This window comes from Kineosporia mesophila (genome assembly GCF_021129235.1).
GTDB classification, from domain to species: Bacteria; Actinomycetota; Actinomycetes; order Actinomycetales; family Kineosporiaceae; genus Kineosporia; species Kineosporia mesophila.
This window is the reverse complement of sequence record NZ_JAJOMA010000021.1, coordinates 22,611-43,748: the sequence shown is the minus strand read 5'-3', so window position 1 is coordinate 43,748 and position 21,138 is coordinate 22,611. Positions and strand designations below refer to the sequence as shown.

General features: G+C 69.9%; 18 protein-coding genes. 7 read left to right on the top strand and 11 right to left on the bottom strand.

What is annotated here, in order from left to right:
• The first annotated feature begins 53 nt into the window (after window positions 1-53).
• Both LR393_RS25690 and LR393_RS25685 read left to right on the top strand, forming a co-directional pair.
• Window positions 54-254, top strand: coding sequence for an isocitrate lyase/phosphoenolpyruvate mutase family protein (locus LR393_RS25690; RefSeq protein WP_231487281.1), 201 nt, complete (start codon window positions 54-56; stop codon window positions 252-254).
• A gap of 5 nt (window positions 255-259) precedes the next feature.
• A complete protein-coding gene (locus LR393_RS25685) occupies window positions 260-1,744 on the top strand; it encodes a DNA-3-methyladenine glycosylase 2 family protein (RefSeq protein ID WP_231487357.1) in 1,485 nt (494 codons plus the stop codon).
• A gap of 249 nt (window positions 1,745-1,993) precedes the next feature.
• Here LR393_RS25685 and LR393_RS25680 read toward each other — a convergent pair whose 3' ends face one another.
• The 9 genes from LR393_RS25680 to LR393_RS25640 all read right to left on the bottom strand — a co-directional run bounded on the left by LR393_RS25680 (window position 1,994) and on the right by LR393_RS25640 (window position 13,223).
• Window positions 1,994-2,656 (bottom strand): GntR family transcriptional regulator, encoded by a 663-nt coding sequence (locus tag LR393_RS25680; protein WP_231487280.1) that lies wholly within the window; start codon window positions 2,654-2,656, stop codon window positions 1,994-1,996.
• Window positions 2,657-2,694: 38 nt separating this feature from the next.
• The gene (locus LR393_RS25675; protein WP_231487279.1) at window positions 2,695-4,074 is read right to left on the bottom strand and encodes an amidase family protein; all 1,380 of its coding nucleotides are present in this window, start codon (window positions 4,072-4,074) and stop codon (window positions 2,695-2,697) included.
• Window positions 4,071-4,889, bottom strand: coding sequence for a sulfurtransferase (locus LR393_RS25670; protein ID WP_231487278.1), 819 nt, complete (start codon window positions 4,887-4,889; stop codon window positions 4,071-4,073). The genes LR393_RS25675 and LR393_RS25670 overlap by 4 nt, the downstream gene beginning before the upstream one ends.
• Window positions 4,886-6,226: an LLM class flavin-dependent oxidoreductase gene (locus tag LR393_RS25665; RefSeq protein ID WP_231487277.1), complete on the bottom strand. Its 1,341-nt coding sequence runs from the start codon at window positions 6,224-6,226 to the stop codon at window positions 4,886-4,888. Before LR393_RS25665 ends, LR393_RS25670 begins: the two co-directional genes overlap by 4 nt.
• Window positions 6,227-6,325: 99 nt before the next feature.
• Complete coding sequence (locus tag LR393_RS25660) at window positions 6,326-7,105, bottom strand: hydroxyethylthiazole kinase (protein ID WP_231487276.1); 780 nt, start codon at window positions 7,103-7,105, stop codon at window positions 6,326-6,328.
• Between the two features lie 210 nt (window positions 7,106-7,315).
• Window positions 7,316-8,374 (bottom strand): phosphotransferase family protein, encoded by a 1,059-nt coding sequence (locus LR393_RS25655; protein ID WP_231487275.1) that lies wholly within the window; start codon window positions 8,372-8,374, stop codon window positions 7,316-7,318.
• Window positions 8,374-9,726, bottom strand: coding sequence for a glycosyltransferase family 9 protein (locus LR393_RS25650; RefSeq protein ID WP_231487274.1), 1,353 nt, complete (start codon window positions 9,724-9,726; stop codon window positions 8,374-8,376). The genes LR393_RS25655 and LR393_RS25650 overlap by 1 nt, the downstream gene beginning before the upstream one ends.
• A gap of 229 nt (window positions 9,727-9,955) precedes the next feature.
• On the bottom strand, window positions 9,956-12,565 hold the full coding sequence (locus tag LR393_RS25645; protein WP_231487273.1) for a hypothetical protein: 2,610 nt from the start codon (window positions 12,563-12,565) through the stop codon (window positions 9,956-9,958).
• Between the two features lie 7 nt (window positions 12,566-12,572).
• A complete protein-coding gene (locus LR393_RS25640; protein WP_231487272.1) occupies window positions 12,573-13,223 on the bottom strand; it encodes a ribonuclease H family protein in 651 nt (216 codons plus the stop codon).
• Window positions 13,224-13,426: 203 nt separating this feature from the next.
• Here LR393_RS25640 and LR393_RS25635 point away from each other — a divergent pair, with 203 nt between their 5' ends.
• A complete protein-coding gene (locus tag LR393_RS25635) occupies window positions 13,427-15,097 on the top strand; it encodes a CYTH and CHAD domain-containing protein (RefSeq protein ID WP_231487271.1) in 1,671 nt (556 codons plus the stop codon).
• A gap of 147 nt (window positions 15,098-15,244) precedes the next feature.
• Window positions 15,245-16,522 (top strand): aminotransferase class I/II-fold pyridoxal phosphate-dependent enzyme, encoded by a 1,278-nt coding sequence (locus tag LR393_RS25630; protein WP_231487270.1) that lies wholly within the window; start codon window positions 15,245-15,247, stop codon window positions 16,520-16,522.
• A gap of 52 nt (window positions 16,523-16,574) precedes the next feature.
• Here LR393_RS25630 and LR393_RS25625 read toward each other — a convergent pair whose 3' ends face one another.
• Both LR393_RS25625 and LR393_RS25620 read right to left on the bottom strand, forming a co-directional pair.
• Window positions 16,575-17,033, bottom strand: coding sequence for a hypothetical protein (locus LR393_RS25625; RefSeq protein WP_231487269.1), 459 nt, complete (start codon window positions 17,031-17,033; stop codon window positions 16,575-16,577).
• 85 nt (window positions 17,034-17,118) lie between these two features.
• Window positions 17,119-18,015, bottom strand: a complete 897-nt coding sequence (locus LR393_RS25620; RefSeq protein WP_231487268.1) for a DUF4230 domain-containing protein — start codon at window positions 18,013-18,015, stop codon at window positions 17,119-17,121.
• A 209-nt stretch (window positions 18,016-18,224) separates the two neighbouring features.
• Here LR393_RS25620 and LR393_RS25615 point away from each other — a divergent pair, with 209 nt between their 5' ends.
• Genes LR393_RS25615 through LR393_RS25605 form a run of 3 tightly spaced genes read left to right on the top strand, consistent with a single transcriptional unit; the run spans window position 18,225 to window position 20,909 of the window.
• On the top strand, window positions 18,225-19,184 hold the full coding sequence (locus LR393_RS25615) for a metal ABC transporter solute-binding protein, Zn/Mn family (protein WP_231487267.1): 960 nt from the start codon (window positions 18,225-18,227) through the stop codon (window positions 19,182-19,184).
• A gap of 10 nt (window positions 19,185-19,194) precedes the next feature.
• A complete protein-coding gene (locus tag LR393_RS25610; RefSeq protein ID WP_231487266.1) occupies window positions 19,195-20,070 on the top strand; it encodes a metal ABC transporter ATP-binding protein in 876 nt (291 codons plus the stop codon).
• Complete coding sequence (locus LR393_RS25605) at window positions 20,064-20,909, top strand: metal ABC transporter permease (protein ID WP_345718709.1); 846 nt, start codon at window positions 20,064-20,066, stop codon at window positions 20,907-20,909. The genes LR393_RS25610 and LR393_RS25605 overlap by 7 nt, the downstream gene beginning before the upstream one ends.
• The last annotated feature ends 229 nt before the right edge of the window (window positions 20,910-21,138 follow it).

The window sequence follows — 21,138 nt, the reverse complement described above, 5'->3', positions numbered from 1 at the left end:
CGTCGACCCCGCGACCCGGCCATCAGCGCCGATCCACGTGCGATGCTCGAAACATGACGTCCCAGAACACCGCCCGAAACTTCGCCGATCTGCACCGCACTCCCGACCCGGTGATTCTGCCCAACGCCTGGGACGCCGGTAGTGCTGTGCTCATCGCGGCGGCCGGGGCCACCCGCGAGCTGATCAGCACCGGCACCCTGACGAGTCTGCGGGGGTACGCCGGCTTCGGTGAGGTCATCGGCCGGTTCCGGTGACCGCGCTGCACGAGGACCCCGAACGGTGCGTGCGCATCGTGCAGTCACACGACGAGCGCTTCGACGGATTCTTCTTCACCGCCGTGCTCACCACCAGGATCTACTGCCGCCCGAGCTGCCCGGCGGTGCCGCCCAAGCCGAAGAACATGCGGTTCTATCCGAGCGCGGCGGCCGCGGCGGGGGCCGGTTTCCGTGCCTGTAAACGCTGCCGTCCCCAGGCCGCGCCCGGCTCCCCGGACTGGAACGTGCGCGCCGACCTGGTCGCCCGCGCGATGCGCCTGATCACCGACGGGGTGATCGACCGGGACGGGGTGCCGGGTCTGGCCTCCCGCCTCGGCTACAGCGTGCGGCAGGTCGAGCGGCACCTGATGGCCGAGGTCGGCGCCGGGCCGCTGGCCCTGGCCCGCATGCAGCGCGCCCAGTCGGCCCGGCTGCTGATCGAGAGCACGCCGATGCCGTTCACCGAGATCGCCCTGGCCGCCGGGTTCAGCAGCGTGCGCTCGTTCAACGAGACCGTGCGCGAGGTGTTCGCCCTGACCCCGGGCGAGCTGCGGGCCAAGGCCGGATCGCGCGTTCCGACCCAGCCCGGCGCCATCTCCCTGAAACTTCCCTTCCGCCGCCCGTTCTGCCCCGACAACCTGTTCGGCCACCTGGCCGCGACCGCCGTGCCCGGGGTCGAGGAATGGCGGGACGGCGCCTACCGCTGTGCCTTTCGCCTGCCGAACGGCCACGCGATCGCCGCCCTGAGGCCGCTGCCCGACCACATCGCCTGCCAGCTCCGGCTGACCGACCCCCGCGACCTGACCGCGGCGATCAGCCGGTGCCGCTGGTTGCTCGACCTCGACGCCGATCCGGTGGCCATCGACGACCAGCTCGCCCGCGACGAGGTGCTGGCCCCGCTGGTCGAGAAGACACCGGGCCGCCGGGTGCCCCGCATCATCGACCCCGAGCAGTTCGCCGTGCGGGCCGTGCTCGGCCAGCAGGTCTCGACCGCCGCCGCGCGCACCCACGCGGCGCGGCTGGTGCAGGCCCACGGCGAGCCGATCGACGACCCGGCCGGTGGCCTGACCCATCTCTTCCCCACCAGCCAGGCCCTGGCCGAGCTGGACCCCGAGAGTCTGGCTCTGCCCCGCGCCCGCCGGGTGACCCTGATGCGACTGGTCGAGGCCCTCAATTCCGGCGAGGTGGTCCTGGACATCGGCGGTGACTGGAATACCGCTCGCGAGCAGTTGTCCGCCCTTCCCGGATTCGGTCCGTGGACCGTTGAATCGATCGCCATGCGGGCCCTGGGCGATCCGGACGCCTTCATTCCCGGTGATCTCGGGGTGCGGCAGGCCGCGCAGCGGCTCGGTCTGCCGGACAAGCCCGGGCCGCTCGTCAAGCGGGCCGAGATCTGGCGGCCCTGGCGGGCATACGCGGTGCAGCACCTTTGGGGGACGAGTGGGCACCCGGTCAATCAGATGCCCCCGTCCGACCCGGACATTCCGTGATCGAATAATTACGCAGAGCGCCGATATACCGAACCCGAATTTCTTCAGCCGCCCAGAACTCAATCAAACGCCTGGCTAAATCGGCGTTCAGACTCAGGCAAACACCTGATTCGGCGGTTTTTACTGCTGACCTCGGAGAAATTCGAGAAAACTATGGTCACGGACCTGATCGCGGGGGTGTGCAAGGAGGGACGCCGGACCGCCCGTGCCGGTGGGGCGCTCCCGCGGTCAGGTCTCTCAGCTCGTCTCTCAGCTTGCTGAAGACGTCGGCGAGGTCTGGGCCATTTCCGAAACCAGTTGCAGGATGCGGGTGTCCCGATCGTGCGCCTGATGCTCGAGCATCAGCGTGCGGGCCCGCTCGCCGTTCTGGCCGCGGATCGCCTCGGTCATCTGCTCGTGCTCGGCAATGCTCGCGTCGAACGTGCCCTCGGCCAGAGGGGTCTTCCACGGGGCGCTCAGCTTGGCCTGGGCGTCGAGTGTGTGCAGCAGGGCGCCGATGGTCTGGTTGTGCGCGGCCTGCCGCACCGCCTCGTGCCAGAGGTTGAAACAGCGCCGGATCGTGGCCGGTTCGGTCTCGGTGCGGGTGCGGGCCAGGAGGTCGTCGAGCCGGGCCAGGTCGATCGGGCTGCGCCGCAGGGCAGCGGCGTAGGCGGCCGACGACTCCAGGATCGCCCGCGCCTCGAAGATCTCCAGCATCTCCTCGTCACTGCGCCGGCGCAGCGTGAAGCCGCGCTGCGTGGAGACCAGCAGGCCGTCGCGTTCGAGCAGGCCCAGGGCCTCGCGCACGGGGGTGCGCGACACCTGGAACTCCTCGCTCAGCACCTGCGGGATCAGCGAGGCGTCTTCCGGGTAGTGGCCGGAGGTCAGCCGGGACCGCAGGGTCGTGTAAATGGTGTCACGGGCGCTGGCCATTCCCGGCCTCCCTTCCAGGGGGATTCGTCGGTCTCAATCTACTGAGAAATTGGTGGATAACCGACGTCGGACCTTCGGGCCCGCTCCAGCAGCCGGAGCACGCCGAGCACCCCGGCGTCGTCGAAGCGACGGCCGGTGACCTGCACGCTCACCGGTGGCCCACCCGGGCCGGGGGCGACGGGAACGGTGCCCGCCGGCGTCCCCAATCGGTTCGGCCAGCAAGCGAAACCCATGTGACCCACCGGATTGAGCGGATCGGGAGACGCCTGGACGGCGGGGAACGAGCGGATCGGCAGGGCCGGGGAGAGCACGTGGTCGAACGGGGCGAACACGGTGCGCACCCGCTCGATGGCGGCGGCCATCCGGCGGGCGTCCACGGCGGCCCGGACGGCCGAGTGCCCGAACGCCTCTTCGAGCATGGCGCCCACCACCGGGTGGATCGCGGCCCGCCGGGCCGGTTCGGCGCCCAGGTAGTCGGGCAGCCCGTGATAGATCATGAACCAGTAGACAGTCTCGTAATCATCGCCCGCGACCGGGAGTTCGGGGATCTCGGTGACCTCCGCACCGAGATCGGCCAGCACGTCGGCCTGGGTGCGCACGGCCAGATCGGTCGGCTCGTCCACGGCCGTACCCCAGCCGACGGAGCGCAGCACACCGATCGTCCGGCCCTTCAGGTGTTCCGGGGGCGGGGTCGGCTCGAACCGGCCGGGCAACGCGAACAGGTCGACCGGGTCGTGCTGCCCCAGCACGGTCAGGGCCCGCTCCAGGTCTTCGACGGTTCTCGCCATCGGTCCGGCGCTGCGGTAATCGCCGGCCGGGTCGTAGGCGATGCGGCCCTGGGTCGGCTTGATCGAGGCCAGGCCGCTCAGGGCGGCGGGCAGCCGTACCGAGCCGATCATGTCGGTGCCGACGGCGATCGGGGCTACCCCGGTCACTACGGAACCTGGTGCGCCGGAGGATGAACCACCCGGGCTGAGCTCACGGTCCCAGGCATTGCGGATCACACCGTGCCGGGAACTCAGCCCGGCCATCAGCATGGCGAAGTCGGGCATGGTGGTCTTCGCGACCACGATCATCCCGGCCTCGCGGGCGCGGCGCACCGGTGCCGCATCAATGGTGGACGAGGTGCCCGGGTTCACGGCGGTACCGTGCCACCGGGGGAGCCCGGTGATGTGGAAGGAGTCCTTGAAGGTGATCGGCACGCCGTCCAGCGGGCCCAGCGGCGTACCGCCCTGGTAGCGCCGCGTGCTGGCCTCGGCTGCGATCAGGGCCTTGTCGGCGTCGATGCTGGCGATCGCGTTGAGCTGGTCGGCCTCAGCCGCCCGGATCGAAGCCGTGGCGACGTCGAGGGGCGTGAAGTCACCGGCGGCATAACCGGCCGCGAGCTGAGCGCCCGTACCCGCTTCCCCGGTGATCACGACTGGCTGGTGGTCAGAGGGCGGGCCGGATCGGACTTCCACTCACTGAGTGAACCGTCGTAGAGCGTGATCCGCCCGATCGGCAGACCACCTTCGGTCAGCGCCAGGGCCAGCCCGGCGGCGTTGATGGCGCCGCCGCAGTAGAGCACCACCTGGTCGGCGGTGTCGTACCCCTGCGCCGCCCGGCGGGCTCGGTCCAGGTCGACGGTGCCGTCCGGCGCGAGCAGCGACGGGTAGGGCAGGCTCGAGCTGTTCGGGATGTAGCCCTTGTCGTACTCGGATTCCCGCAGGGCGCACACGACCGGGTCGTCGGCCGAGGGGTTCTCGGACAGCGCCTGCACCTCGGACAGCCCGACGAAGAAACCCTCCTGGGGCACCGCGGTCACGTCACCGGGTTGCCCCGGTCCCTGGTCCGGACCGGTGACCAGCTCGAGACCGGCCGCGGTCCAGGCGGAGAGCCCACCGTCCAGGACGAAGACGCGCTCGATCCCGAACGACCGGAACACCCACCACAACCGGGCGGCCCAGGCGCCGGAGAGCCGGTCGTACACCACCACCGTGGTGTCACCGGTGATCCCGACCGAGCGGGCCGCGTCCTCAAGCTGTTGTTTCGTGGGTGCCCCGAACGCGAAACCCGCCTCCGGGTCGGAGAACTGCTCGAAGACATCGGCGAACCGCGCCCCCGGCAGGTGGCCGGCCTCGTACTCGGGAAGCCCGCTGACATAACCGGTCTCGGTGCGCCGGATGCTGGCGTCGAGCAGCACCACCTCCTCGAGGTGCCCGGCCAGCCAGGAGACCGCGACCAGCGAGCTCACGCCTTCACCACCGACGCGGCGCGGTTGCGCCACTCGCCCCGCGCGGGCCGGTTCAGGCCGAGCCGGTCCCGCAGGGTGCCCTCTTCGTAGGAGGTGCGGAACAGGCCGCGCCGTTGCAGCTCCGGCACCACCTCGCGGGCGACGTCCTCGAAAGCGCCCGGCACGTGCGTGGCCTGGATCATGAATCCGTCCGCGGCCCCGGCCCTCATCCACTGCTCCATGGTGTCCGCGATGTCGCGGGCCGAGCCGATCATGTTGCCCTCGGTGCGGGCGCCGTACCACCGGCCGATCTCGGCCACGGTCAGCTTCTCCCGTTCGGCGAACTCGACCACCTCGCGGTAATGACCCTCCACGCCGACCACTTCCAGCGACGGAAGAGGGCCGTCCAGGTCATATTTCGTCAGGTCGACATTCACGTGGTAGGCCAGCCGGGAGAGTCCGGCCTCGACCGACACCAGGTCGGCGAACGCCTCGTGCCTGGCCATCGCGTCGCGGACGTCGGTACCGACCACGATCGTGGCGGCCGGAAGAATCTTGACCTGTGACGGGTCGCGGCCGAAAGAGGCTGCCCGCTGTTTGATGTCGGCATAGAAATCGATCGCCGAGGCCAGCGACTCGTGCGAGCAGAAGATCACGTCGGCCCAGCGCGAGGCGAAGTCCCGGCCGGCCGGTGAGGCCCCGGCCTGGATGATGACCGGGTAGCCCTGCGGGGGCCGGGGCACGCTGAGCGGCCCCTGCACCTTGAAGAACTCACCCTCGTGGTCGACCGCCTCGACCTCCTCGGGCCGGCCGAACACGCCCGTCGCCTTGTCCCGGATCATCACGTCGTCCGACCAGCTGTCCCACAGCCGGGTGCTGACCTCGAGGAACTCCTCGGCCCGGCGGTAGCGGGTGGCGCGGTCGGGCAGCTTGTCCTGGCCGAAGTTCTGCGCCTCGGCGTCCTGGAAACTGGTCACCACGTTCCAGCCGGCCCGGCCCTGCGTCAGATGATCGAGGGTGGCCAGACCGCGCGCCACGTTGTACGGCTCCTGGTATCCCGTCGAGATGGTCGCCGCGACACCGAGATTCGTCGTCACCGCGGCCATCGTGGTGATCACCGGCATCGGGTCGAGGCGCGGCGTGCCGGAGCCCCACTTCACGGCCGGCTCGAACGAGTTGCCCAGGCTGCGCGGCACGGCCATGGCGTCCGGGATGAACACCATGTCGAAGCAGGCGGCCTCGAGAACCCGGGCGATGTGCGCGTAGTGGGCGGTGGTCAGGAAGCCGTCGCCGGCCTCCGGGTGCCGCCAGCCCACGGTTCCCTGCGGGCCGGCGTTCATGAAGGCGGCGAGGTGCATGACTTTCCTTTCCAGGCAGTGCTTCGAGGACGCGGCAGTGCTTTGAGGACGCGGCGGGGCTTGAGGACGCGGTTGGGTTCCGGTCGCGGGGTTTGCGGCTCAGGCCGTCAGCAGCGACAGCTCGTCCACCAGCGCGACGGCGAACGCGCCGGTGCCCTGGGTGCGCGCTCCGGCGCGCTCGGCCGCGACCGCGTAGGCGGCGTGGGCGACCTGGGCGGCCACGAAGGGGGAGTTGCCGGCGGCGGCCGCAGCGGCGCAGAAGGCTCCCAGACTGCAACCCGCACCCGTCACCTTGGTGAGACGGACGTCCCCACCCGGGACCGAGACCGTGGTCGTACCGTCGGTGATGTAGTCGACCGGGCCACTGACCGCCACCACGGCGCCGGTGTTGCGGGCGATCCCGGCGATGGCGTCGACGGCGTCGGACGAGCTGGCCGTGGTCTCCACACCCTTGCCCAGGGCGGCGCCGCCACCCAGGGCGATCAGCTCACTGGCGTTGCCGCGGATGATCGCCGGCTTGAACTCCAGCAGCGACTTCACGAAGGCGTCGTACTCGGTGGCCCCGGCGCCGACCGCGACCGGGTCGAGCACCCACGGCGTGCCGGCGGTGTGGGCGGTGCGCGCGACCTCGGTGAAGCTCTCCTCGGTGCTGCTCATCAGGCCCGCGCTGTTGATCCACACGCCCCCGGCCCCGGCCGGGAAGGTGCGCGTCCAGTCCGACGCCGCACCGATGGCCGGGCCCGCACCCACCGCGAGCAGCACGTTCGCGCTCAGGTTGGCGGCGATGTAGTTGGTCAGGCCGTAGACGAAGGGCGACGCCTGCGCGATGGCCGCGAAGCCCTTGCGGATGTCCTCGTCCTGCCAGGTGATCTCTTGCACGGTGACGTCTCCTCGGTGGCGGCGGATCCTGCATTCCACTGTATGCAGCTACATGCAGGCATGGCTATGAGCTGGCGACGGCTTTTACGGTGTCTTCACCGGACCAGATCTTCTTCGTTCGTGATCATGCAATCCCCAGCCTTCGGCCGCGAGGTGCCCCCCACTTCCCCGGGGAAGGATTGCATGATCACGAACGGGCTGGGCGCGAGGTCAGGCCGACCGGGCCGCCGTCGTGCGCCGGGACGGGATGATCCCCGGGCTGAAGATCGCCGGGTTGTGCAGCATGCGCCAGCGTCGGGTGCGGGCCTGCGGATCGCGCAGGATCGGTAGCTGGTTGAGGGCCTCCCGCCGGTGCCGGGGGCTGCGATCGGCCTTCGCCAGCGAGAACCCGAGGCAGAGCAGCTCGCGTACCTGCCCGGCCGCCCGGATCTGCTCGTCGCTGGGGCAGATGCCCCCACTGGCCTGCCGGTACGCGGTCTTCGCCTCGTCGAGCAGCTGGGGCAGGCCGCCGAAACGGCTCACCGTGAGATACAGCCAGGCGAAGTCGTCCGACCGGCTGCCCCAGCCGGCCTCCTGCCAGTCCAGCACCACGGCCCCGGTACGGGCGGGTACGCAGTTGAGTGCGTGGAAGTCGCGGTGCGCCAGGAGCGGTTCCGGATCGAGCTCCAGGGCCCGGGTGACCCGTTCCCGCAGTACGTGGGCGAAACGCAGGGCCAGGTCGGACCGGTCGTGGAAGGGGTGCCCGGGCCGCTGGAACGCCTCGACGAGGGTCTGCGCGTGCAGCCCCGCCAGCGTCTTTCCCGGCACACCGCTCAGTCGTCGAAGGGCGGACGGGGTGGTCCCGATGCGGTGCAGGATGCCGAGGGTGCGACCCCAGGTGGTGGCGTCCAGAGGGCCCCCGGCCCGGGCGAAACGGGTCACCGCCACCAGCGAACCGGACAGCTGGACCGGTTCGCGGTGCAGCAGCTGCACGATCGGGTTGTGGGGGATCTCGCCGCTGCGCACCAGCGAGTCCGCGATCGGGCTGAGAACCCGGGGCAGGTCGTGCTCCTGGGCGAACGCCGCGGCGGCCGCGGGGTCGGGATCGAGCAGGACCTTGACGGCGACCTCGCCCCGCCGGGATCCGGTGACGGGGGTGTGCAGCACCTGCCGCTGGGGCCGGTCCCACGGTGTCGGAAGGCTGCGGAGCGGGCCCAGCGGCTTCAGGCCCAGGTGGTCGAGAGCGGTCCGGGCATCGTGTCGTACCCGGAGTGACAGATCTTCGGTCATCACATGCTCCTGCCGGGACGGGTGACGAGCTTGAAGAGGTTCGAGTCTTCGAAGAGCATGCGCGCGATCGGTGGATCGGGAGATTCGAGAGCCGCGACGACGGCTTTCAGGCCGTTGGCCTTGGACCCCAGATAGGCTGCCTCGTCGGTGAAATCGCCGTAGTGGGCAGCGGCCTGCGGGGGCATGGCCCCGAGGAGTTCGGCGGCGGACCGGACCGCGGCGGCGGGGTCGCAGTCCCATTGTTTGTCGAAGACCGGCAACGGTTCCGCCGGCATTTCGCCCAGGGCGAAGACCCCGGCCACCGCCAGCAGTTCGTCCTCGTCGCCGCGAGACCGGTCTACAGTATGGATCTCTGTGTCCAGTGCCGGGTTTCGCCATCTGAACGAACCCATCTGAAAGCCCGGTCCCGACCAGTTCGCCTGCAGGTCCTCGTCGTGGCCGCGCTCGACCGACAGGGCCCGCAGGCCGAGAAGTGCTGCCAGGTGGGTGTTCGTGCCGGTTCCGGTGCCCAGCATCCCGTGCACCCGGGAGGCCGCCAGCAGGCCGGCGAAGCCTCGCAGGGTCAGGCCGCCCCCGAGGCTCGTGATCGGTCGCACCCGGTCGCTCCGGATCGTCCGGGCCAGTGTGTTGATCAGTGATTCATTCTGCCGGTCGCCGATTTTCACCGAGGCACCGACGATGAAGCGGTGGTCGGGCATCAGCTTCAGGGTCTGGCGGAGCACGGTGGCGTGCTCGTGCGCGGTGAGGGAGTTGTCCACCTCCTTGCGGGCGCCGGTCTCCCGGGTGAAGGCGTTGGAGGCCGAGGGGTTGTAGACCACGACCGGTGCCTGGCCGGGGAAAGCCCGTTCGACCAGGGAGTTCGCGTGGGCGAGCTCGGCCGGCGAGAACCGGATCCGGGTCGGTGCGACACAACGGTGTCCGGTCACCGAGCCCGGATGGGCGGCGCGGAAGTAGTTGAGCTCTTCCTTGCGGCCCTCCAGCAGCACCCGGCCGTTGTGCCGGAGGGCCCAGCCGGAGTCCCAGGAGGCCAGGCGCAGTCCGGGGGCGGGTGCCGGCTCGAACGATCCCGGTTCGATGACCAGGTCGTAGGGGCCGGCGGGCTCGCCCGGCCGGGAGTCGAAGTGGCGGCCGAACCGGTCGTCCGCGAACAGCGGCAGGTAGGCCGCGTGGGAGGCGAGGTCGATGACGGCCGCGGGAAAGGATTCCCGCGCCCAGGCGAGCCAGGCCGAGTGCCTCAGGAAGTCGCCGAAGTACCAGCGATCGGTGCGGTGGAACCAGAGAATCCGGTTGATTCTTCCGCCGGGTGAATGCGATACCAGAGCTTCGGCGGAAAGGAACGGGTCACCGTTCATCGCACGCCCCTTTTGTCAGTGGCCACGGTCGGCCGCAGCGGCGGGGAGGGAGCGGGCATCCCCTGCCTTGATCACGTTCTGAGAAGCGGGCCTTCGGGTGGCCCTGAATCAGATTGCCGTGATGCAACGCAAAGAATCAAGCCCGAAAGCGAATGAATTCCCTGAAAGGTTCCTTCGGGCAATGGTGGTCACGTATTGGCTTGTTTCATTCTGGAAGTCACGGAAAGCTTTAACGCTTTCCGAGTTCCCGGGCGTAAAGGATCACCACCGGGTCTTGCCAGAAGGCCGAGTGGTTGTGCGTCGGGGCCAGGGTGGTGCCGTGCTCGGGCTCCAGCGACGGCGGGTCGAGGCTGATCACGTCGACCTGCTGGGTGCCGGGCACCTGCTGCTGGGGCCGGGGCAGGCCGAACACCCAGCCCCCGATGTAGTCACTGCGCCGCACCACGTTGCGCCAGCGGGGTTTCGGCGGCTCGGGGGCGCGCACACTGGGCGGCGCCGGCTCGACCTCGGAGGGCTCGGGAGGGTCGCTGCGGGAGTGGTCGGGTTCCGGCCCACTGAGCAGGTCCCGCAGGGCGACCGCCGCCGGGTGGCCGAAATAGGCCGGGAAAGCGCGGCCGTACAGCCTTCTCAGCGGTGCGGCGAGAGTGAGCAGGGAGACCCGGCCGAGCACGTCCTCGGGCAGCTGGGCGATCACGGCCGCACTGATCACGGTGCCCTGACTGTAACCGGTGAGCAGCACGTGCCGGGGAATCACCTCGATCGCGCCCGACATCTCGCCCGGCACCGGCGTGGTGTGAGGGCCTGAGCGGCGGGAGCCGGTGAGCACCCAGATCCGGTCGACCAGTTCGGGCACGGCCTGCTCGGCATAGCTGGGCGGGGCGAGCGGGTGCACGGCACGGGGCCAGAACGTGCCGATGTCCCAGATGATGCCGACGGTCTTGCGGGCATTGGGTGAGCGGATCTGCACCCGCAGCACCCAGACTCCGGAGGCCGCGAGCAGCCCGCCGATGAACACGCCGATCGTCGGCACGATCCCGGCCACCCCGGAGAACGTCTGCGTGGTGTGCAGGGCCAGGCCCTCGAAGACCCAGAACAGCAGCGCCCAGCTCAGGGTGAGGGTGCCCAGCACGGCCGCCACGTCATCGGTCAGCGCGGCGACGGCCCAGTGCTTCGCCACCTTGGTGACGGCGGCCCGGGGAGCGTCGCGCTCGTCCGCCGGGTACCAGTCGGTCACCGCGTCCGGTCCGCCGTCGAGGGGCGCGGATCCCGCCCGGCCCGTGGTGAAACGCTTGATCAGCCGCCGGTAGCGCAGGTACAGCAGCCCGAGCAGGATCAGGATCGTGATCAGGTTGAACACCGCGCCGGCAGAGTAGGCGAACATCGAGTCGGGCAGCATGATGCTGCTGTCCCAGTCGGCGTCCACCTTGTGCAGCGAGAAGCCGTTCGGCTCGCCGAAGATCCGTGCCACGGAGACGTTGAGCGCCGCGGTGAGCACCCCGCCCAGCAGCACTCCGAGCAGGGCGGTCACCGGGGAGGCGTAGCCCCGCAGGAACGGTTTCCAGCCGTGCGGCTGCTCCTCCCCGGCGCGGAGCAGCAGCCAGGCGACCAGCGCCGCGAGCGCGGCCAGCAGACCGAACTGCACCGTGGTGAGCACGGTGATCGCGCCGAGCAGGCCGTGGGGTGCGGCGTGCCGCGGATCGTCGGGCGCGCCCTCGATCACCCACGGCGAGGCCACCACCCCGGCCAGCAGCACCAGGGCCGAGACCCAGGCCAGGGCCTTGAACGCGGTGGCGAACCGGGCCACGTCGTCGTTGCCGCCCACGGTGTCGCGGTCGGCGACGAACCCGGCCAGCACCACGGCCGCGAGCAGGATGGTGCCGGAGACCGCGATCTGGGCCTTCTGCCAGGGGCCGAGCGCGCTGGTGCATCCGGCCAGGGCCAGCGAGATGGTGGCGAAGGCGGCGGCGATGTGGGTGTTGCGCAGCCGGGCGGCGGCCGCGGCGCCCCGCCAGAAGCCCCGGTCGCGCAGCGTCAGCCGGCCCGAGGGCAGCCGGTCGCGCCGGTTCTCGCCGTCCACCTGCACGCCGGGCGCGTAGCTGCCGCGGCCGGTGCTGAACGCCTCGTAGTGGCTGGCGGTGGATGATCCGGCGTACCAGAGGGCCCCGATCACCGCGGCGACCGCGAGGGTGGCCAGCGACATCCGGGTCGCGGTCGAGGCGTCGGTGTACCAGCGCAGCCACCACCACGAGGTGCCGAGCCGTTCCACACCGTTCTGCCAGGCGATGGTGGAGTGGAAGAGGGTGACCAGGCTGCCGACGAACTGCACGGTCGAGGCCAGGGCCAGCAGCCGGACCACGATCCGGGCCAGGGCGTGGGCGCTGAGCAGACGTCGCCCGCGGCCCTTGGCCGGCCCGGCCGGGAGCATGTAGTAGGCGACGTTGTAGAGCATGAAGGGCAACAGCAGCAGCCAGGACGCCGAGGCCAGGGCCCGGGCCGTGAGACCGCCCCAGACGTAGGCCTCCAGGGGCCAGGGCACCGACGGGCGGCCCACCCCGTCCGGGCTCCAGCGCCGGTAGAACGCCGTCGGCCGGGTGCCGCCCACCTGAAGCACGTGCGGATGTTCCAGGATCACCGGGCCGGTGCTGCCGGAGACCCCGTGGATACGCAGCTCCAGCGGCAGGTCGGGCTCGTCCTCCCATTGCTGGTCGACCAGCGCCCCGGCCCGCGCGGCCTGGGCCGGGCTGGTCAGGTCGTCGCCGTTGTAGCCGTACGGGCTCTGCAGGCCGAGCGAGATCCCTGACACCTGGTGCGCCTCCCCGTCGATTGGCCTACCGGTCACACCCCGGTCACACCTGGGTCTTGCCCGCCTCCACGGCCAGCTGGTCGACCAGGTCGTTCATCTCGTCGCCGGAGTGCCCCTTGACCCAGCGGAACGAGATGTCGCCCCGGTCGCGGAACGCCTCGATCAGGGGTTCCCAGAGGTCCCGGTTGGCCACGGGCTTCTTCTGGCTGTTCACCCAGCCGCGGGCCAGCCAGCCGCGCCACCACTCGTCCCGGAAGCAGTTCACGACGTAGGTGGAGTCGCTGACCACGACGAGCGGGCCCTCCAGCGCCTGGATCGCCCGGAGCGCGGCGCTGACCTCCATGCGCTGGTTGGTGGTCTTCGGTTCCCCGCCGCTGCCCTGCCGGCCGTCTTTCGTGGCCCAGGCCCAGCCGCCCGGCCCGGGGTTCCCGGAGCAGGCGCCGTCGGTCCACACCTCGAGGGCGCCGTCGATCGCGGCCATGTCTGGTTTGCGGGCCTTGGCGGTCTTCGCGGCGCCCTGCTTCGCGGCGATGGTGCCGCCGCCCACCCCGGGCAGCAGTGAGTCGTTCTCGCTGGCCGCCACCGCACAGGTGGAGTGCACCCATTTTCCGCCGGCCTTGGAGATCTCCTCGCCGGGCATGACGCGGCCCGAACACTGGGCGCAGGTGGTGGGGAAGCGGGCGGTCATCGGCATCGAGCCAGTGTAGGGATTCGCCGACCGCACGAATGGGGGACGCCGTGCGCATCTGTTCCTCTGGGGTCACGATGGGTTACGCGGGCCACTGGTGCCGGGCTCTCCCGCCGTTCTCTTCGGTTAACGGAATCTGAACGGGCTTTGTCCGGTTGATGAACAGAGCACGGTGGTCCCGTACGACCGGTCCGACGAAAGGAACGCCCGTGGTAGCGGCAACTCATACCGAGATCGAGATCAAGCTGGACGCCGATCCGGAGTTCGCCCTGCCTGATCTGAGCGCCCTGCCCGGGGTCGCCTCGGTCGGCGCGGCCGATGAGCACCATCTCGAGGCGACCTACCTGGACAGCGAGGACTTCCGGCTGATCCGCGGCGGCACCACGCTGCGCCGCCGCACCGGGGGTAACGACGCCGGCTGGCACCTCAAGCTGAAGCAGCCGGTCAAGGGGACCGACGCCGACAGCCGCCTGGAGATCCACAAGCCGCTGGGCCGGGGCGTGCGTACGGTTCCCGCCTCCCTGCTCGGCCTGGTGCGGGTGCAGCTGCGCGGTGCCCAGGTGTCCCCGGTGGCGCTGATCTCCACCACCCGCACCGTGCGTAATCTCCTCGCAAAAGACGGAACCGTGCTCGCGGAGGTGGCCGACGACCTGGTCTCGGCCCATTCGCTGGGGCACGAGACCATGGTCGTCTCCTGGCGCGAGATCGAGGTGGAGCTCGTCGACGGTGGCCTGGAGCTGCTCGCCGAGGCCCGGGAGCTCCTGCTGGCGCAGGGTGCCCGGCCCTCCGACGTGCATTCCAAGATCAGCCGTGCGCTGGCCGGGCGCCTGCCCGCGGTCGAGCTCGCGGCCGAGGGCCTCGACGACGTGGTGGAGACGGTCGACGATCTCCTCATCGAGCCGCTGCCGCCGAAGAAGAGCGGCAAGAAGAAGGGCGGCCCCGCGGTGCGGACGGTGCGCGTGGAGCGGCCCCGCGAGACCGTGGTGGTGGCTCCGGTGGCCGCCGGTGACGTGGCCCAGGACTACCTGACCGAGCAGTTCGCCCAGCTCGTGGCCATGGACCCGCGGGTGCGCCTGAACACTGACGACGCGGTGCACCAGATGCGGGTGGCCACCCGCCGCCTGCGCACCGCTCTGGCCACCTTCCGGCCGTTCTTCGCCCCGGACGCGGTCACGGCGCTGCGCGAGGAGCTGAAGTGGCTGGGTTCCGACGTGCTCGGCCCGGTGCGCGATGCCGAGGTGATCCGCGAGAAGCTGCTCGCGGACGTGGCCGCGCTGCCCGCCGAGCTGGTGCTGGGGCCGGTGGCCCGGCGCATCCAGCTGGAGATGAGCGCCGAGTACAAGACCGCCCACAAGTCCGCGGTCGCGGAGCTCGACGGCGACCGTTACCTGGCCCTGATCGACGGCCTCGAGGCCTTCGTCGTCGCCCCGCCGTTCAGCGAGCGGGCCAGCAACCCCGCGGCCGACGAACTGCGCAAGGTGGTGCGCAAGGCCGCCGCCCGGGTGGGCGAGCACGTCGACGTGCTCGCCGGGGAGACCGTCGGGAGTCCCGAGCACGACTTCCACCTGCACGAGGTGCGGATCAAGGCCAAGCGCGCCCGCTACGCCACCGAGGCGGCCCGGCCGGTGATCGGCAAGCCGGCCAAGCAGGTCGCGAAGGGTATGGAGGGCATCACCGAGACCCTGGGCAATCATCAGGACGGCGTGGTGCAGAGGCAGTGGCTGCGCGATCTCGGGGTGCGCGCCCACGGCGCGGGCGAGAACGGATTCACGTTCGGTCTGCTGCACGGCCGGATCGCCGGTGCGGCGCAACACGACGAGAATTTGTTCACCACCGCGTGGGACCAGACCCGCGCTGCTCTCGCGGTCTGGCCGGGCTGACGGAAATCTTGCGAAACCACGGGTCGGTGGCCGTAAATCACCGACCGGTGGGGGTCGTCCCGGAAGTATCGAATGGCGGTACCGACAGCAGGCACTTGTAAAGTCGTCGTCGGCACATGCCACTCAGCAGCTCCCGGGAGAGAGACGATGACCACCGACTTGGGCGCGCAGAACCTCACTGCGCTCCTCGACAGCGCTCGGCAGGACTATTCGGAACTGGCCGGTCGCGGCCTGAAGCTCGATCTCACCCGGGGCAAGCCGGCGGCGGATCAGCTGGATCTCGCCGACGAGCTGCTCACGCTGCCCGGCTCGAAGACGCACAAGGCGGCCGACGGCACCGACACGCGAAACTACGGTGGCCTGAACGGTCTGCTGGAGCTGCGCCAGATCTTCGCCGGCCTGCTCCAGGTGCCGGTGGGCCAGCTGCTCGCGGCGGGCAACTCCAGCCTCGAGCTGATGCACGACGCGTTCGTGCAGGCCCTGCTCGGCCAGGTGCCGGGTGCGCAGTCCCGCTGGGCCGACCAGGGCCCGATCAAGTTCCTCGCCCCGGTTCCCGGCTACGACCGGCACTTCTCGATCTGCGAGCGCTTCGGCATCGAGATGATCCCGGTGCCGATGACCGAGACCGGCCCCGACATGGACGTGGTGACGCGTCTGGTCGCGGAGGATGCCTCGATCAAGGGCATCTGGTGCATCCCGAAGTACAGCAACCCCACCGGCACCGTGTACTCCGACGAGACGGTCCGGCAGCTGGCCGAGATGTCCACCGCCGCGCCCGATTTCCGGATCTTCTGGGACAACGCGTACTCGGTGCACCACCTCACCGACGACCGGGTCGAGATCGCCGACCTGCTCGGCCTGGCCACCGCCGCGGGTAACGCCGACCGGGTGTTCGTGTTCGGCTCCACCTCGAAGATCACCTTCGCCGGGGCCGGTGTCGGCTTCTTCGGGGCGTCCGAGGCCAACATCAAGTGGTGGCTGGCCGGCCTGAGCAAGCGTTCCATCGGGCCGGACAAGGTCAACCAGCTGCGTCACGCCACGTTCCTGGGCAGCGCCGAGGGCGTACTGGCGCACATGGAGAAGCACCGCGCCCTGATCGGGCCCAAGTTCGAGGCCACCCTGCGCATCCTGAACGAGCAGCTGGGCGGCACCGGGCTGGCCACCTGGACCGAGCCCCAGGGTGGTTACTTCATCACCCTGGAGGTGCCCGAGGGCACGGCGTCGGACATCGTGGCCCGCGCTGCCGAGATCGGCGTCGTGCTGACCCCGGCCGGTGCCACCCACCCGCTGGGCCAGGACCCGACGGACTCGATCATCCGCGTCGCCCCGACCTTCCCCACCCAGACCGACCTCGAGGCGGCGGTGCTGGCGCTCACCACCTGCGTGAAGCTGGTCGGCTACGAGCAGAAGATCAAGCAGCAGTAACCAACAGTGGACGCGGGGGGCGACGGGAGTCGTCCCCCGTTCTGTTTTGTTCTCAGTCGAGCGAGTCGAGGTCTTCCTGGTTGATGGTGTGCACCTCGCCGAGACCGCTCAGATCCAGGGAACCCATCTCGAACTGGAAGATGTCGGAACCTTCTCCGCTCTGCGCCGTCCGGACCGGCCAGACCAGGTGACTCGTGTCGCCGTCCTCGGTCCGGATCGGGGTCTGCACCACGTAGTCCAGGTTGTCGCGGTCTTGGACCTGTTGCTTCAGGTCGTCACTCCAGACGCTGTTCCCTGTCACCTTCACCCAGGTCACCGGGGCGACAACTGTGCCCTCGTCGAACTTGAGGGAGCCGACCAGCTGTTTCACCCCGGCCGGGACGCCTTCCCCCTCGTCCTTCGGCCCGTGCGAGCGGATGACGGCGAAGAGGACGAGCAGGACGGCCAGCGCGATCAGGCCGATGGTCGGGGTGGTGAGGCGGCGGTTGGGTCTGGAAGGTTCGATGGCCACCGGCGTCACGATAGACGGTGGGTCCGACAGAACAACGGGGGACGATGCTGGTGTGCATCGTCCCCCGGTGTTGCTCTTCTGGCGGTTACTTGGCGAAGTTCACCGTGACCTTGGTGAAGCCCAGCGGCTCCAGCAGGCCCTCAAGCGTGGCCCGGGTGTTCTTCTCGGCCCGCTCCCGCAGCTCGTCGGTCTCCGCGGCGGCCTGCGAAAGGCGCTGTGAGGCCAGCCCGTACAGCACCGACGTCTCCTTCGAGTCGTCGGTGAACGCGCCCTTCACCCGGTCGAACACACCCCGGTCGCGGCTGTAGACGTAGCTGCGGTCGTAGTCGATGGTGGGGTCGCTCATGGTGGGGGCGGGCAGGTTGATCGTGGCCTCGGTGCGGTCGTCGTTCATCACGATCGCGCCCTCACCGAGCTGGCTGAGGTTCACCCCGGCGTCCACCGAACCGGCCGCGATGAACAGCGTGCGCTGCCCGGCCAGGAACGACGGCACCGGCTTGACGTCTTTCTCCACGTCGACGACCAGCTCGTAGTAGCCGCTGGCGGCCTCGAACTGGCCGAGGTCCTGGATCGACTGCAGCACGGCCGGGCCGGAACGGTCGATGGTCTGGTTCGTCACCAGGCCCTTGAACGGGTTCAGCCGGTCGAGCGCGCCCGTGGTCAGGTTCAGCGCGAGTGCGCCGGACACGATCAGCACGGCCACCACCAGCGCGGCCGTCAGGAAGCCGGAGCGCTTCCGCGGCGGCTCGGTCTTGTAGACGATCGTGTCGCCGGTGCGCCTGCCGCCGTCACCGCCGTTGTCCGAGGTCGGGAGCGGCTCGGTCTGCTCCTTGCGGCGCCCCACCAGACCGCGGGGCCGGGGGCCGTCCTCGGCCTTCTCCAGGCCGCCGGCGGGGCTGGCCGTGAGCGGCCGCTCCTGCTCGCCGGAGCCGGTTGCGGACTCTCCGGACACCTCGGACCTGGTCGTTGCCTTCTGCCCCATGACGCCCTCCACCCTCGTGTGTCCGTCCAGTCCGTTTAGTGGCGATTGATCACCTTGTGACGCCCACATGATCGTCTCACTTCAGACGCAGGTGCGCCCATTCAGGTTGCATGCGGGGCGCGTGGTAGCGTGAGAACGCTACTGAGGATCATTCTCAAGTAGCTCCATCGGCACGTGGGTGCAGGCTTTCTCGGAAGGACGGCGTCGTGATGGCGTGGAACGTTGGGCACAAGCGCGGACGGGCACTCGCCCTGGGCACGGCGGGCATGTGTGTACTCGGGCTGACCGCCTGTGGTGGCGGGTCGTCCAGCGGGGGCACCGCCTCGTCGCAGGACGCGCTCAACGTGGTGGCGGTGACCAATGTGTACGGCGACATCGCGGCCCAGGTCGGCGGGGACGCGGTGAAGGTGACCTCGATCATCAGCAGCGCCTCGCAGGACCCGCACTCGTTCGAGGCCGACACCCGTACCCAGCTGGCCGTCTCGAAGGCCGACCTGGTGATCGAGAACGGCGGGCACTACGACGACTTCATGGACCAGCTGATCGAGGCGGCCAAGAGCGACGCCCCGGTGATCAACGCGGTCGAGGTCTCCGGTCTGGAGAGCGCGGAGGAGACCACGGGCACGCAGGACGAGCACGCGCACGGCGAGTTCAACGAGCACGTCTGGTACGACCTGGAGAGCGTCCAGAAGGTCGCTGACCGGATCGCGGCCGACCTGGGCCAGGCCCGGCCCGACCAGGCCGCCACGTTCACGGCCAACGCCAAGGCCTTCAACACCCAGCTCGACGCCGTGATCAAGCTCGAGGACGACGCCAAGACCAAGTACGACGGGCAGGGCGTGGCCATCACCGAGCCGGTGCCGCTCTACCTGCTCGAGCACATCGGCCTGGTGAACAAGACTCCCGAGGCCTTCAGCGAGGCGGTCGAGGAGGGCAACGACATCCCGATCAAGGTGCTCGACGAGACCCTGAAGATCTTCTCCGGCGGTGAGGTCAAGGCGTTCGTCTACAACGAGCAGACCACCAGCGCGGAGACCGAGAAGCTGTTGGCCCAGGCCAAGACCGACGGTGTCCCGACGGTCGGCGTGACCGAGACCCTGCCCGAGGGGGAGGACTACGTGGGCTGGATGACGGCGAACGTCGAGGCGGTAACCTCAGCGCTCGGATGATGAGGGTTTGATGAGTGACATTGAGGACGGCGCACAGCTCGTGCGCCTGAGCGGCGCCGCACTCGGGTTCGACGCGGGCGAGCCACTCTGGGAAGCCCTGGACCTGACCGTCCGGCCCGGCGAGTTCGTCGCCGTGCTCGGCGCGAACGGTTCCGGCAAGACCACCCTGCTGCGCTGCCTGCTCGGGATGCAGCCGCTGTCGGCCGGCACGATCAGCGTGCTCGGCAAGTCACCGACCGCCGCCCGGCGCGAGGTCGGCTACGTGCCGCAGCAGCGCCGCTTTGATCCCCTGACCCCGGTACGGGCCCGTGACCTGGTCGGTTACGGGTACGACGGGCACCAGTGGGGTCTGCCCGTACTGAGCCGCCGGCAGCGGCGCGAACGCATCGACGCCGCCCTCGCCGAGGTCGGGGCCACCCGGTTCGCCGACGCCCCGGCCTCCCGGCTCTCCGGCGGTCAGCAGCAGTTGCTGCGGATCGCCCAGGCGCTGGCCTGCGACCCGCGGCTGCTGCTCTGCGACGAGCCGCTGCTCTCGCTCGACCTGCACCACCAGCGTGAGGTGTGTGCCGTGGTGGACCGCCGCCGGCGCGACCACGACACCGGCGTCGTCTTCGTCACCCACGAGATCAACCCGGTGCTGCCCTACGCCGACCGGGTGCTCTACCTGGCCGGCGGCCGGTTCACGATCGGCCCGGTGGACGAGGTGATGACCTCGCAGACCCTGACCCGGCTGTACGGCTCGCCCGTCGACGTCCTCAAGGTGCGCGGGCAACTGGTGGTGGTCGGGATCCCCGACCACCCCGTCCACCATTCGTCTTCCGAGCCCCACGACGAGCCCCACGACGAGCCCCACGACGAGGCCCCTGAAAGCGCAGGCCCATCGTGAGCTGGGACAAGGTCTTCAACTTCACCGACTACAGCGAGCTGCTGCCCCTGGTGCACAACTCGCTGCTGGCCGGTCTGATCCTCGGCATCGTCGGCGGTCTCATCAGCACCTTCGTGGTGATGCGCGACCTGCCCTTCGCCGTGCACGGCATCAGCGAGCTGTCGTTCGCCGGGGCCTCGGGATTCCTGCTGCTCGGCCTGAACGTGGTGGCCGGGTCGCTGGTCGGATCGCTCGGCGCCGCGATCCTGATCGGCCTGCTCGGTGTGCGGGCCCGCGACCGCAACTCCTGGATCGGCGTGCTGATGCCGTTCGGGCTGGGTCTGGGCGTGCTCTTCCTGGCGCTCTACGAGGGCCGTGCCGCTAACAAGTTCGGCCTGCTCACCGGCCAGATCGTGGCCATCGACACGCCCGCGCTGTCCTGGCTGGCGGTGATCTCGGTGATCGTGGTCGTGGTGATGCTGCTGATCTGGCGTCCGCTCTCCTTCGCCAGCACCGACCCCGAGGTGGCGCAGGCCCGCGGCATCCCGCTGGGCCCGCTCTCGCTGCTCTTCATGGTGCTGCTGGGTCTCGTCGTGGCGATGTCGGTGCAGGTCGTCGGTGCTCTGCTGGTGCTGAGCATCGTGGTCACCCCGGGTGCCGCCGCCGTGCGTCTGGCCTCCACCACCGCCGGCGCGACCGTGCTGAGCATCCTGTTCGCCACCGTCTCGATGATCGGGGGCATCCTGCTCGCCCTCGGCAGCAGTGTGCCGATCAGCCCCTACGTCACCACCATCTCCTTCGCGATCTACCTGGCCTGCCGGCTGATCGCCGCCGCCCGGGGCCGCAGCCGGGTGTTCTAGTTTTTCCGGCCCGGCCGGGTATCCGGCTGTCTTTTTGCACCGGCGAGTACCCAAAGTAGACGATTGTGGACATAATCCCTGTGTCGAGGTAGCCACGCCCCCGGGCGAGGTTGCTGGAACAGCCGACGGGAACGCTCACTGCCGACCTCCCGCGACTTCGACCCGCGGGCCAGAGCGGATGGTCACCTGGCGAGTTCCGGGCACGTACGAGGAGGGTCCATATGAACGA